This is a genomic window from Pseudomonas sp. SJZ078 (assembly GCF_007828255.1).
Lineage (GTDB): Bacteria > Pseudomonadota > Gammaproteobacteria > Pseudomonadales > Pseudomonadaceae > Aquipseudomonas.
Genome location: NZ_VIUG01000003.1, coordinates 67,714 through 80,594 on the forward strand (window position 1 = coordinate 67,714; position 12,881 = coordinate 80,594).

The following is a 12,881-nucleotide window of genomic DNA, read 5'->3' on the forward strand; positions in this document are numbered from 1 at the left end:
TTGTGAGTATCGAGGCATTTGGCTACAAACAGGAATTGAAGCGCAGCCTGTCGCTGACGGACCTGGTGGTGTATGGGATGATTTTCATGATCCCCATCGCACCGTTTGGCGTGTATGGCTATGTGAACGCCGAAGCCCCGGGGATGGTGCCGCTGGCTTATATCATCGGCATGGTGGCGATGCTGTTCACCGCGCTGAGCTACGGCAGCATGGCCCAAGCCTTCCCGGTGGCCGGTTCCGTCTATTCCTACGCACAAAGGGGCCTCAACCCACACGTAGGGTTCATTGCCGGCTGGTTGATGTTGCTGGATTACCTGCTGATCCCGCCGCTGCTCTATGTCTACGCCGCCATGGCACTGAATCACCTGTATCCGGACATTCCCAAGGTCGGTTTCATCCTGGCGTTCCTGGTGAGCGCGACCTTCGTCAACCTGCGGGGTATCACCTTCACCGCGCGGATGAACATCATTTTCCTCCTGGCCCAACTGGTAGTGCTGGGGATTTTCCTGTTCTACGCCTGGAATGCCCTGCACGGTGGCGCAGGTAACGGCCAGATGACCCTGGCGCCGCTGTACAGCCCGGAGCACTTCAACTTTGCCCTGCTGATGCAAGCCGTGTCGATCGCCGTGTTGTCGTTCCTCGGGTTCGACGCCATCTCCACTCTGGCCGAAGAAATCAAGGGAGATCCGGGACGCAGCATCGGTAAGGCGGCGTTGATGACCTTGTTGGTCATGGGGGCGATTTTCGTGGTGCAGACCTGGATTGCCACGGACCTGGCGGCCGGCATGGGCTTCAAGTCCGCCGACACCGCTTTCTATGAAATCGCAGAACTGGCGGCGGGCAGCTGGCTGGCCACCCTGACCGCTGTCGCCACGGCGCTGGCTTGGGGCGTGGCGGTGGCGATCACCTCCCAGGCCGCGGTGTCGCGCCTGCTGTTCGGCATGGCTCGGGACGGCAAGCTGCCCAAGGTGCTGGCCAAGGTTCATCCGAAACACAACACGCCCTACATGAGCATCTATCTGGTGGCCGTGCTGTCACTGCTGATCTGCTACCTGTTCATCAATGCCGTGGACACCCTGACCTCCCTGGTCAACTTCGGCGCCTTGAGCGGCTTCATGCTGTTGCACATCACCGTAATCAATCACTACTGGCGCCGCCAGCGCTCCGGTCAGCTGATCCGTCACCTGATCTGCCCGCTGATCGGCTTCGGCATCGTCGCCGCCATCATGTACAACATGGGCGTGGATGCGCAGAAGCTGGGCCTGGTCTGGATTGCGGCGGGCCTGGTCTACCTGTGCGCGCTCAACAAGTTCGGCAGCCACACCGCCCTGCCCGACCCGGCGGGACAATGAAATCCGGAGCTGGTCGCAGGGGGCGGCCAGCCGCCACTGTAGTTGTAACCGTTACAAGGCGTGGACATCGACAGTGATCGTCAAGCCCGGTGAACCACCGGGCCCCTGGAACAGGAGTGCAATCCATGCTGGCCTTACGTCCAGTTCAGTTAAGCGACCTGCAACAACTGCAGCAGCTGGCCCGTGACAGCCTGGTGGGGGTCACCTCGCTTCCGGACGATACCGAGTGCCTGCGGGAAAAAATTCTCGACTCGTGCGCTTCGTTCGATGCCGACGTACAGAGCCCGGGCGGGGAGAATTACTTTTTCGTGTTGCAAGACCTGGTGTCCGGGCGCCTGGTGGGCTGTTCGGAGATTCTCGCCAGCACCGGTTGCAACGAACCGTTCTATAGCCTGCGCAACCGACCGTTTTCCAGCGCCTCCCGGGAACTGAACATCCGCCACGGCGTGCCGGCGCTGTCGCTGTGCCAGGACCTCAATGGCCAGACCCTGCTGCGTGGTTTCCACATCGACGCCGAACGGGTGCGTACACCCGAGTCGGAGCTGCTGTCCCGGGCCCGGCTGATGTTCATCGCCGCTCACCCGCAACGCTTCGCCGATTCGGTCATCACGGAAATCGTCGGTTTCAGCAGCGAAGACGGCCAATCACCGTTCTGGGATGCCATCGGCCAGCATTTTTTCGACTTGCCCTACGCCGAAGCCGAGCGCTTGTGCGGCCTGCAGAACCGTACTTTCCTTGCCGAGCTGATGCCCCAATACCCCATTTATGTCCCCATGCTGCCGCCTGCGGCCCAGGCCTGCATCGGCCAGGTACATCCTGACGGCCAGGAAGCCTTCGACATCCTGGCGCGCGAGGGCTTCGAAACCAACAGCTACGTGGACCTCTTCGATGGCGGACCGACGCTGCATGCCCGCATCGCGAACATCCGCTCCATCGCCGAAAGTCGTATGGCTTCGGCTCGACAGAGCCCGCAGATTGATGCCCGTGGTCGCTATCTGGTGAGCAACGACAGCCTTGGAAACTATCGGGCGATTGTGGCTGAGCTGGATGTCGGCCCCGAAGGAACGGTAACCCTGACACCCGGAATGCTCGCAGCGTTGAACATCACTGATGGGCAACAGATCCGGGTGGTTGCCTTATGAACGTCATGCAAAGTCGTTTCCCAGGCCGACACGACGAAGGAGCTGCATCATGATTGTCCGCCCGGTCGCCATCACCGACCTGCCCTCATTGCTGGACCTTGCCCGCTGCGCAGGCCCGGGATTCACCAGCCTGCCGGCCAATGAAGAACGCCTGGCCCATCGCATACGCTGGGCCCAGCGCACCTTTGCCGGACAGGTCGAACGGGCCGACGCCGATTACCTGTTCGTACTCGAGGACGATGACCGGCAAGTGGTCGGTATCAGCGCCCTGACCGGCGCGGTGGGCCTGCGTGAGCCGTGGTACAACTATCGGGTCGGGGTCACGGTCAGTTCTGCGCCGGAGCTGGGCATCCAGCGGCAGATCCCGACCCTGTTCCTCAATAACGAGATGACCGGGCAATCGGAAATCTGCTCGTTGTTCCTGCACCCCGCCCAGCGCCACGGTCATAACGGGCGGCTGTTATCCCTGGCACGTCTGTTGTTCGTTGCGGAGTTCTCCCAGTTGTTCGGGGAAAAACTGATCGCAGAGTTGCGCGGTCACGCCGATGAGCACGGTTGCTCGCCGTTCTGGGACAGCCTGGGACGACACTTTTTCCAGAAAGACTTCGCCTACGCCGATCAGTTATCCGGCATGGGCAACAAGTCATTCATTGCCGAGTTGATGCCGCGCCAGCCGCTGTACACCTGCCTGCTCACCCAGCAGGCCCAGGCCGTGATCGGCAGGGCCCACCCGAACACCGAACCGGCCCTGAGGATTCTCGGTGCCGAGGGTTTCAGTCATAAGGGCTACATCGATATTTTCGACGGCGGCCCGGTGATCGAAGCGCCGGTCTCGAATATCCGCAGCATCCGCGACAGCCAGTCACTGGTCCTGGCCGTCGGCTCACCGAACGAACAGGCACCCGTCTGGCTGATCCACAACCGGCGCCTGGAAAACTGCCGCGTCACCAGCGCCCGGGGCCATCACGACGGCCACAGCCTGATCGTCGACCGTCTCACTGCCAAACGCCTGCAAGTCCAGCCAGGTGACACAGTGCGCGCCGTGCCGCTGCTCAGTCAGGGACGGCAGGCCGTGGCGGCGTAGCGAGTACACGTGAGCCACCTGTTGCGTAGGGATAACTGGCCACCCACCGGCAGGACTCGCTACCCCGTCCCGGGCAACTCGACAGAAACAGCTTAGTTCACTGGCAATACTTGTCGACAATTCCTTAGTTGCCCCTCCCCCATACAAAATTCATACTTTCGCGCATCGACCCACTGCTGCGAAAACGTTCATGATCAAAAATCTAATTAGCGAAAATTTTTCGCCAGAACACATAGCGGAAGAAATAAAAACATTAGATATGACCGCGCAGGTCAACCAACTGGTCAGCCACTTGAATAGCCAACCGTCGTTTACCAAGGCACAGTCCCGGCGTGCGACCATCATGAACATTTCCAATCCACACACTGGAACCTTGCTATTGCATTGCACCAGCATCGGCAATATCAGCATCAGGACCCACACCCCAGACAGCGCACTTTCACCGTTCTATTCGGTCCCCGGGCAAAGTATTTTATTTGCCCTGGATCAACCGTTCGAGGTGCAACTCTATACGCGCCACGAGCAGCAACTCGAACAACTCGACAGGGTTATCGTTGACCAGGAAAACCCGCTCATCATCGACGGCAGTCGAACATTATTCGACTACGCTCCGACAGAGCTCGAAGCAGCGCGAATAACGGGTCGAATCAACTTGCTGGACAGAAGTGCCGACATCAGCGTGTTCGATCGCGTCTCGCTGCAGAAAATAGCCTGGTTGCCTCACGACGAAAGCGCCGCCCGGTTCCTGGTGAGCCTGGAATTGCTCGAAACACTCGGCGACCCCGGAGGCTCGAAGGTTGCCGAAGAGCTGATCTATCACTATCACCCGGCAGTGGCGTGGAAGGCTTTTCAGCTGCTCTATCAAGCCGACCCGCACAAGGCACTGAACTATGTCCCGCTGTTAAGAAAACTCAAGAACCCACGTCTGGATAACCTGCTTTCGCCATTGGAGAAAGCAGCATGAATCTGGAAACATTCATCGCCCGCTTACATACCCATGATTTGCAGCGGGACAAGAATTGCATCATGGACGACCTGCGTCAGTTGGCCTCAAACCGTTTTCTATTAAGCGAGCATCTTTATGCCTCGATTCAGGAGAATGGTTTCAATACCCGTAACAGCCTCTACAACGCCTATGCATTTGTACTGCACAGCAATGACCTGTTCACGCTGCGCCTGGGGTTCTGGTCGCCGGTCAACCTGCATGATGAACGCGAGACTTTTATCTATAACCTGAATCACAGTCACGACTTCGAAATGTATACCGTCGGCTACAGTGGCGATGGTTACACGACAATCATCCGCGAAATACTGGACGACCTGCCACTGCAAGCAGGCAAGATTCCCCGACTGGGGAAACCACGTACCATCAAATTGTCGCCTGGCAAAGTTTTATATATGCCGCCTCTGCGGGAAATCCACAAGCAGATCGCCCCCCAATCGATGTCCGCGTCATTGAGTCTGCTTATTCATCCTGAACATTCGAACCACGCTGACGAAGCCTGGTGTTTTGATGAACATTACATGCCGCTTTATCCCGGCATTGCTGCGCAAGAAACAGCACTGTTTACACAGATGATGTCATTGCTCCCCGCTGGGCAGTCGTTCGCTGCCCAATAACCAAAAGAAGGAAGAAACCGTGAATAATCCGATGAAAAACTGGGATGAAACCCCCTTGTTGCGTGCGGCGGCCAATGTGGTCGATACCGCCATGCAACTTACCAGCGAGATCCAATGCACCATCCCGGGGTTCCCGACGCGCTTCAACGTTGGAAACATCCATGAGATCAAGCAAATCTGGAGCGTGCCGACCCAGGACTGAACAGGTCCCGGATGATCGCTCCCTACCGGGCCGCAGACCTCCCAGGCCTGCGGCCTTTTTCGATGCGCGGCGAACATGGCCCATGCGCATTCGTCATCATCTTTACGCTTGCCACGTGATAGCCTTTGGTTCTTTCGGCGTTGACATTTTTGCTCAAGCCCTTCCATTCCATTGGTGGAACTCATATGTCCAGGCTTTCCCATCAAGATTTGCGCCGTAACTTCCGCCAACTCCTGGCTTCCCAGACCTGCTACCACACGGCATCGGTGTTTGATCCGATGTCGGCGCGCATTGCTGCCGATCTGGGTTTTGAAGTGGGAATTCTGGGAGGCTCGGTTGCGTCGTTGCAAGTATTGGGCGCACCGGACTTTGCGCTGATTACCCTCAGCGAGTTTGCCGAACAGGCCACCCGCATCGGCCGCGTAGCCCAACTGCCGGTGATCGCTGATGCCGACCATGGCTATGGCAACGCCCTGAACGTGATGCGCACCATCATCGAACTCGAACGCGCCGGCGTGGCAGCCCTGACCATCGAAGATACCCTGCTGCCGGCCCAGTTCGGCCGCAAATCCACCGACCTGATCGGCGTGGCCGAAGGCGTCGGCAAAATCCGTGCAGCGCTGGAAGCCCGGGTCGACCCGGAAATGGCGATCATCGCCCGCACCAATGCCGGGATCCTGCCGGTGCAGGAAATCATCAGCCGTACCCAGCAATACGAACGTGCCGGCGCGGACGGGATCTGCATGGTGGGCGTGCAGGACTTCGACCACCTGGAGAAGATCAGCGAAAACCTGACGGTGCCGTTGATGCTCGTCACTTATGGCAACCCGCTGCTGCGCGACGACAAACGCCTGGCCGAGCTAGGTGTGCGGGTCACCATCGATGGTCACGGCGCCTACTTCGCCGCGATCAAGGCTACTTACGACAGCCTGCGCGAGCAACGGCAGATCTTCACCCAGGCCTCGGACCTCAGCGCCACCGAACTGACCCACACCTACACCCAACCCGAGGAATATATCCGTTGGGCCGAGGAGTACATGAGCGTCAAGGAGTAACTGCGAAATGTGTGTTCACCGCATATCCCATTGTGGGCTCGCTCCCACAGGGGGATATGCGGTGATTAGTGCTCAGCGCTCGCTGCGCAGCATCTCCCTGGGCACATACTTGCCGATCTCGAACTTGCCAATGGCCGCACGGTGCACTTCATCCGGGCCGTCGGCCAGGCGCAGGGTGCGCTGCATGGCGTACATGTAGGCCAGCGGGAAATCGTTGGACACCCCGGCACCACCGTGGATCTGGATGGCACGGTCGATGACCTTCAGGGCCACATTCGGCGCGACCACCTTGATCTGGGCGATTTCACTTTTCGCGACCTTGTTGCCAACGGTGTCCATCATATAAGCCGCTTTCAGGGTCAGCAGGCGGGCCATGTCGATTTCCATCCGCGAGTCGGCGATCTTGTCGACGTTGCCACCCAGGCGCGCCAGCGGTTTACCGAAAGCGGTGCGACTGACGGCACGCTTGCACATCAACTCCAATGCCCGCTCGGCCATGCCGATGGAACGCATGCAGTGATGGATACGGCCCGGGCCTAGGCGGCCCTGGGCAATTTCAAAACCGCGTCCTTCACCTAACAAGACGTTTTCGTACGGCACCCGCACGTTATCGAACAACACTTCGGCGTGACCGTGGGGCGCATCGTCGTAACCGAATACCGGCAGCGGCCGCACGATCTTGACCCCAGGGGTGTCCACCGGCACCAGGATCATCGAATGCTGGGCATGGCGCGGCGCGTCGGGGTTGCTCAGCCCCATGAAGATCAGGATCTTGCAACGCGGGTCACAGGCCCCCGAGGTCCACCACTTCTTGCCGTTGATCACCCATTGGTCGCCCTCGCGCTCGGCGCGGGCGGCCATGTTGGTAGCGTCCGAAGAGGCTACGTCCGGTTCGGTCATGGCGAAGGCCGAGCGGATCTCGCCTCGCAGCAGCGGTTCCAACCAGCGTTGCTTTTGCTCTTCATTGGCGTAACGCACCAGTACTTCCATGTTGCCGGTGTCCGGTGCCGAGCAGTTGAACGGCTCCGGCCCCAATAACGAACGGCCCATGATCTCTGCCAGCGGTGCGTACTCCAGGTTGGTCAGGCCAGCACCCAGTTCGGACTCGGGCAGGAACAGATTCCACAGCCCTTCGGCTTTTGCCTTGGCCTTGAGTTCTTCCATGATGGCTGTGGGCTGCCAGCGATCACCTTCGGCCACTTGCCGCTCGAACACCGCTTCGGCCGGATAGACATAGGCATCCATGAACGCCGTGACGCGTTCACGCAATTCCTGAACCTTGGGGGAATAGGCAAAATCCATGGGCAACACCTTTTGGCAGAGGTTGATTTCAGATCATGAAAGCGATGCTAGTTCAGCTACGAAAATTTACCTAACCTATTCTCGGCGTGTATTAACATTCATCACCGATATATGGTTCACTGATTCCATCGCCATCCGACACCTCACGACACGCCCGAGAAACCGTCTAAAAACAAGAGTGCAGCGCCATGAATCTGAGCAAGGTCGACCTCAATCTCTTCATCGTCTTCGATGCGATCTACACCGAAGCCAACCTGACCCGCGCCGGGCAGATCGTCGGTATCACTCAGCCGGCCGTGTCCAACGCCCTGGCGCGCCTGCGGGAAACCTTCAACGACCCGCTGTTCGTGCGCACCGCCCAGGGCATGGTGCCCACGCCCATGGCCCAGAACATCATCGGCCCGGTCCGCAATGCATTGTCGCTGCTGCGGGTGTCGGTGCAGGAAAGCCGGATTTTCAATCCGCTGCAGGCGGTCAAGACCTACCGCATCAGCATGACCGACCTCACCGAAGGCGTGATCCTGCCGCCCCTGTTCCAGCGCCTTCGCCGCCTGGCGCCGACCGTGGCCATCGAGAGTTTTTTGTCCAAGCGTCGTGAGACCACCAAGGAACTGGCCGCCGGCCGGCTCGACTTCGCCGTCGACGCCCCGCTCAATACCGACCCGCAGGTGCGCCACGTCAAACTCATGGAAGACCGTTACGTTTGTGCCATGCGCAAGGGCCATCCCTTGGCGGGCAAGGAAAAAATCAGCCTCGATGACTACCTCGCCCAGACCCACGTGCATATCTCCAGCCGTCGCAACGGGCTGGGCTATGTCGACCTGGCCCTGGGCAAGATGGGCATCCAGCGCAAGATCGCCCTGCGCTCCCAGCATTACTTGATGGCCTCCCAGGTGCTGCAACAGACCGACATGGTCATGACCGTCCCGGAACGCTTCTCCCGTCGTCACGACCTGCACGCCTTCCAATTGCCGGTCAACGATGTACCGCCGGTGGAAACCCATCTCTATTGGCACGAAAGCACCGACCAGGACCCGGCCAACCGCTGGATGCGCGAGCAGATGATCGAGTTGTGCCAGCAGGTGACGGCTCATGAGAAGAAGCTTGAGCACGCGTAGGGGATCAACGGTGGGAGCGAACAGGCTCGCTCCCGCCGGTTTCATTGCTTGACGTGAACGTCAACCTGACATTAGCTTAGCGCCAGCCCCTATCGTTTCGAGCGCGTCCATGAGCCGTCAGACCTATAGCATCTCCGACCTCGCCCGGGAGCTGGACATCACCACCCGGGCCATCCGTTTTTATGAAGAGCAAGGCCTGCTGAGTCCGGAACGACGAGGCCAGGAGCGCATCTACTCACCGCGGGACAAGGTCAGCCTGAAGCTGATCCTGCGGGGCAAGCGCATCGGTTTTTCCCTGGCCGAGTGCCGCGAGCTGATCGAGCTCTACGACCCCTCCAGCGGTAACCAGAAACAACTGCACAGCATGCTGGCGAAAATCACCGAGCGCCGGGAGCAGCTCGAACAGCAACTGCTGGACATCGAACAGATGAAGCTGGAGCTCGACACCGCCGAAGAACGCTGTATCCAGGCGTTGGAGCAGACGCTCAAGAGTGAAAACACCGTTCAATAACAACGCGGATCCAGTGTGGGAGCGGGCTTGCTCGCGAATGCGGACTTATCTCGACTCATTCACCGACTGACACACCGCTTTCGTCGGATCGCCGCCCGGAGCAAGCCCGCTCCCACACTGGGTTCGGTGAGCCATAACTACAGGTCTATCTCCATGTCCCTTCCCTCCTTTGTACGCCTGATCGAAGTCGGCCCCCGCGACGGTCTGCAGAATGAAGCGCAACCCATCAGCGTCACCGACAAGGTGCGCCTGGTGGATGCGCTGAGTGCCGCTGGCCTGGGTTACATCGAAGTCGGCAGCTTTGTCTCGCCCAAGTGGGTGCCGCAGATGGCTGGTTCCGCCGAGGTGTTCGCGCAGATCCAGCGCAAGCCCGGTGTCACTTATGGCGCCCTGGCGCCGAACCTGCGAGGGTTCGAAGACGCGCTGGCGGCCGGCGTGAAGGAAGTGGCGGTGTTCGCCGCCGCGTCCGAAGCGTTCTCCCAGCGCAACATCAACTGTTCCATCAAGGAAAGCCTGGAGCGCTTCGCACCGATCATGGAGGCCGCCAAGCACAACGGCGTCAGTGTGCGCGGCTACGTGTCCTGTGTGCTGGGCTGTCCTTACGAAGGCGCCGTCAAGCCTGAGCAAGTGGCGTGGGTCGCTCGCGAGCTGTACGCAATGGGCTGTTACGAGGTGTCCCTGGGCGACACCATCGGCACAGGCACCGCCGGCGCCACGCGCAAGCTGTTCGAAGTGGTTTCGGCAGATGTTCCCCGGGACAAACTCGCCGGTCATTTCCACGATACCTACGGCCAGGCCATGGCGAACCTGTACGCCAGCCTGCTCGAAGGCATCGCCGTGTTCGACAGTTCCATCGCCGGCCTCGGCGGCTGCCCGTACGCCAAGGGTGCCAGCGGTAACGTCGCCACCGAAGACGTGCTGTACCTGCTCAACGGCCTGGGCATTGAAACCGGCGTCGATCTGGACGCGCTGATCGTCGCGGGTCGGCAGATCTGTGATGTGCTTGGGCGCCCGACCGGTTCGCGCGTCGCCAAGGCACGCAGTGCCCAATGAGGTGTTACCGCAGCGGCTGTGAAACGAGTAACACGGAAACAATTTGTCAGATCTACCGCGCTCTCCTGCTTACCAAAAAAACTCAAGCTACTGATTTATAAAGGTTTTTAAAAGTTGGCACGGCACCTGCTATCTCTCAGGCATAACAAGAATAAAAAAAGCGGCAAACCCAATAAAAACAAGACGAAACGACTCTGACATAACAAAAACAACACGGCAGAGACGCAGCTAACAGATTTTTTTGGAGAAGATGTGCTTTTCAGGGTGCTTCCAGGAGCAACCCGCAACCGGGCAGAGAACAATAAAACTACCTTCAGGTAGGCCCCGAATCGGTTGGATCGCTAGGCGAAAAAGCAGATCAGCGTTCAAAAAAATACGTTTGCTCTTGATCCCGGATGGGGATCGCCAGAAACAGCGGTAAAGGGTCACGGCTACCAAAAACAACAACAGGCCGCCCCTCAATAATAAAAAAAGAGCACGCGACGACAAAATTAAAGGGGAGCTTCGGCTCCCCTTTGTGCTGTCTGGTGTTAGGTTTTTTGTGGGAGCGGGCTTGCTCGCGAAGGCGGTGGGTCAGTTGACGATTATGTCGACTGTATCACCGCTTTCGCGAGCTAGCCCGCTCCCACAGGATTTGTGGCTAGGCATTTTTATCGCGCAATTCTTCGATGCTGATTTCACGCATGCGGAATTTCTGGATCTTGCCGGTCACCGTCATCGGGAATTCCTCGACGAACTTGAAGTGACGTGGCGTCTTGTAGTGGGCAATGCGTGTCTTGCACCAGGCCTGCAATTCCTGTTCGGTCACACTGTGTCCCGGATGGAACTTGATCCAGGCGACGATCTCTTCGCCATAGCGCGAACAGGGGATGCCGATCACCTGCACATCGGCCACCGCCGGGTGAGTGAAGAAGAACTCTTCCAACTCACGGGGGTAAATATTCTCACCTCCTCGGATGATCATGTCCTTGTTGCGTCCGACAATGCAGACGTAACCCTGCTCGTCCATGGTTGCCAGGTCGCCGGTGTGCATCCAGCAGTCCCGGTCGATGGCCTCGGCGGTGCCCTCGGGGTTGTTCCAGTAACCGAGCATCACGCTGTAGCCACGGGTGCACAGCTCGCCGATGGTGCCACGGGGGACCATGTCGCCGGCCTCATCGACAATTTTGCTTTCCAGTTGCGGCTGGGTACGGCCGACGGTGGTGACGCGCAACTCCAACTCATCTGAAGGACCGGTCTGCAGCGACACCGGACTGGTCTCCGTCATGCCATAAGCAATCTGCACCTCGCTCATGTGCATTTCGTTGATCACCCGCCGCATCACTTCGATCGGGCAAGTGGAGCCGGCCATGATGCCGGTTCGCAGGCTGGACAGGTCGAAGTCGTGCCGCTGCGGTTGATCCAGCATGGCGATGAACATGGTTGGTACGCCGTACAGTGCAGTGGCTTTTTCCTCAGCCACGGCGCGCAGGGTCAACAAGGGGTCAAAAGCGTCGTTGGGGTAGATCATGGTACTGCCGTGGGTCATGCATCCCAGGTTCCCCATGACCATGCCGAAGCAATGGTAGAGCGGCACCGGGATCACCAGCCGGTCATTGGCGCTGAGCCCGAGGCTTTCGCCCACCATGTAACCGTTGTTGAGAATGTTGCGGTGGCTGAGGGTCGCACCTTTGGGAAATCCCGTGGTGCCTGAAGTGTATTGGATGTTCACCGGCTGCTCGACCTGCAGGCTGGCCCCGCGTTCGGCCAGCTCTTCAGGCGAAATCGCCGGGCCCAGGTCCGCCAATTGCGACCAGGGTAGAAACCCTGACGGTGGCTGGGGATCGAGACTGATCACGCCCCGCAGGTCGGGCAAGCGTTCGCAGTTCAGCTGGCCGATCGGCTGCTGCGCCAGCTCCGGCACGAGGGTTTGCACCATGGCGTGATAGTCCGAGGTCTTGAACGCCCCAGCGCACACCAACCACTGACACCCGGACTGCTTGAGCACATATTCCAGCTCGGAGCTGCGGTAGGCCGGGTTGATGTTGACCAGGATCACGCCGATCTTCGCGCTGGCGAACTGGCTGATGCACCACTGGGCGCAATTGGGGGCCCACACGCCGAGACGGTCACCGGTTTTCAGGCCCAACGCCAGTAAGGCCCGGGCGTGCAGATCGACCGCTTCAGCCAGTAGCCGCCAGGTATAGCGCAGCGCTTGATGGCGAACCACCAACGCCTCGTTATCGGGGTAACGGGCCACCGTCTGGTCGAAAGCCTGGCCGATGGTCTGCGTCAACAAGACCTTGGCCTGGGAGCCGAGGGTGTAGCTGAGCTGCGAATGCGAACCGGGTTGATCCATGACGCCCCCTCTTGTCTTTATTAGTGGGTTGCTACGCTTGAACCTGTGAAACAAAGCCCTGTGGAAGCCGAGCATGCTCGCGATGAAGGCGCCTCGGTTCACTG

The 12,881-nt window shown here is 59.2% G+C and carries 12 protein-coding genes; 10 read left to right on the forward strand and 2 right to left on the reverse strand.

The window, feature by feature from the left end:
* Positions 1-2 precede the first annotated feature (2 nt).
* From FBY02_RS03940 to FBY02_RS03970, 7 genes are all read left to right on the forward strand, one after another.
* A complete protein-coding gene (locus FBY02_RS03940) occupies positions 3-1,352 on the forward strand; it encodes an APC family permease (protein ID WP_144923665.1) in 1,350 nt (449 codons plus the stop codon).
* A gap of 125 nt (positions 1,353-1,477) precedes the next feature.
* The gene (locus tag FBY02_RS03945; RefSeq protein WP_144923668.1) at positions 1,478-2,494 is read left to right on the forward strand and encodes an arginine N-succinyltransferase; all 1,017 of its coding nucleotides are present in this window, start codon (positions 1,478-1,480) and stop codon (positions 2,492-2,494) included.
* A 49-nt stretch (positions 2,495-2,543) separates the two neighbouring features.
* The gene (gene astA / locus FBY02_RS03950) at positions 2,544-3,578 is read left to right on the forward strand and encodes an arginine N-succinyltransferase (RefSeq protein ID WP_144923671.1); all 1,035 of its coding nucleotides are present in this window, start codon (positions 2,544-2,546) and stop codon (positions 3,576-3,578) included.
* A 190-nt stretch (positions 3,579-3,768) separates the two neighbouring features.
* Positions 3,769-4,542 carry a hypothetical protein gene (locus tag FBY02_RS03955; RefSeq protein WP_178111859.1) on the forward strand — a complete coding sequence of 258 codons (774 nt, stop codon included), beginning with the start codon at positions 3,769-3,771 and terminating at the stop codon, positions 4,540-4,542.
* Entirely contained in the window at positions 4,539-5,198 is a 660-nt protein-coding gene (locus FBY02_RS03960) for a transposase (protein ID WP_144923674.1), read from the forward strand. Before FBY02_RS03955 ends, FBY02_RS03960 begins: the two co-directional genes overlap by 4 nt.
* Positions 5,199-5,217: 19 nt before the next feature.
* Entirely contained in the window at positions 5,218-5,400 is a 183-nt protein-coding gene (locus tag FBY02_RS03965) for a hypothetical protein (protein WP_144923677.1), read from the forward strand.
* 185 nt (positions 5,401-5,585) lie between these two features.
* Positions 5,586-6,455, forward strand: a complete 870-nt coding sequence (locus tag FBY02_RS03970; protein ID WP_144923680.1) for an oxaloacetate decarboxylase — start codon at positions 5,586-5,588, stop codon at positions 6,453-6,455.
* 72 nt (positions 6,456-6,527) lie between these two features.
* Here FBY02_RS03970 and FBY02_RS03975 read toward each other — a convergent pair whose 3' ends face one another.
* Entirely contained in the window at positions 6,528-7,757 is a 1,230-nt protein-coding gene (locus FBY02_RS03975) for an acyl-CoA dehydrogenase (RefSeq protein WP_144923683.1), read from the reverse strand.
* A 188-nt stretch (positions 7,758-7,945) separates the two neighbouring features.
* Between FBY02_RS03975 and FBY02_RS03980 the strand changes: the two genes are divergently transcribed.
* The 3 genes from FBY02_RS03980 (at position 7,946) to FBY02_RS03990 (ending at position 10,439) form a co-directional block, all read left to right on the forward strand.
* On the forward strand, positions 7,946-8,875 hold the full coding sequence (locus tag FBY02_RS03980) for a LysR family transcriptional regulator (protein WP_047703722.1): 930 nt from the start codon (positions 7,946-7,948) through the stop codon (positions 8,873-8,875).
* A 109-nt stretch (positions 8,876-8,984) separates the two neighbouring features.
* On the forward strand, positions 8,985-9,386 hold the full coding sequence (locus FBY02_RS03985; protein ID WP_144923686.1) for a MerR family DNA-binding transcriptional regulator: 402 nt from the start codon (positions 8,985-8,987) through the stop codon (positions 9,384-9,386).
* Positions 9,387-9,539: 153 nt separating this feature from the next.
* Entirely contained in the window at positions 9,540-10,439 is a 900-nt protein-coding gene (locus FBY02_RS03990; protein ID WP_144923689.1) for a hydroxymethylglutaryl-CoA lyase, read from the forward strand.
* 640 nt (positions 10,440-11,079) lie between these two features.
* Here FBY02_RS03990 and FBY02_RS03995 read toward each other — a convergent pair.
* A complete protein-coding gene (locus tag FBY02_RS03995; RefSeq protein WP_144923692.1) occupies positions 11,080-12,777 on the reverse strand; it encodes an AMP-binding protein in 1,698 nt (565 codons plus the stop codon).
* Positions 12,778-12,881: the final 104 nt, after the last annotated feature.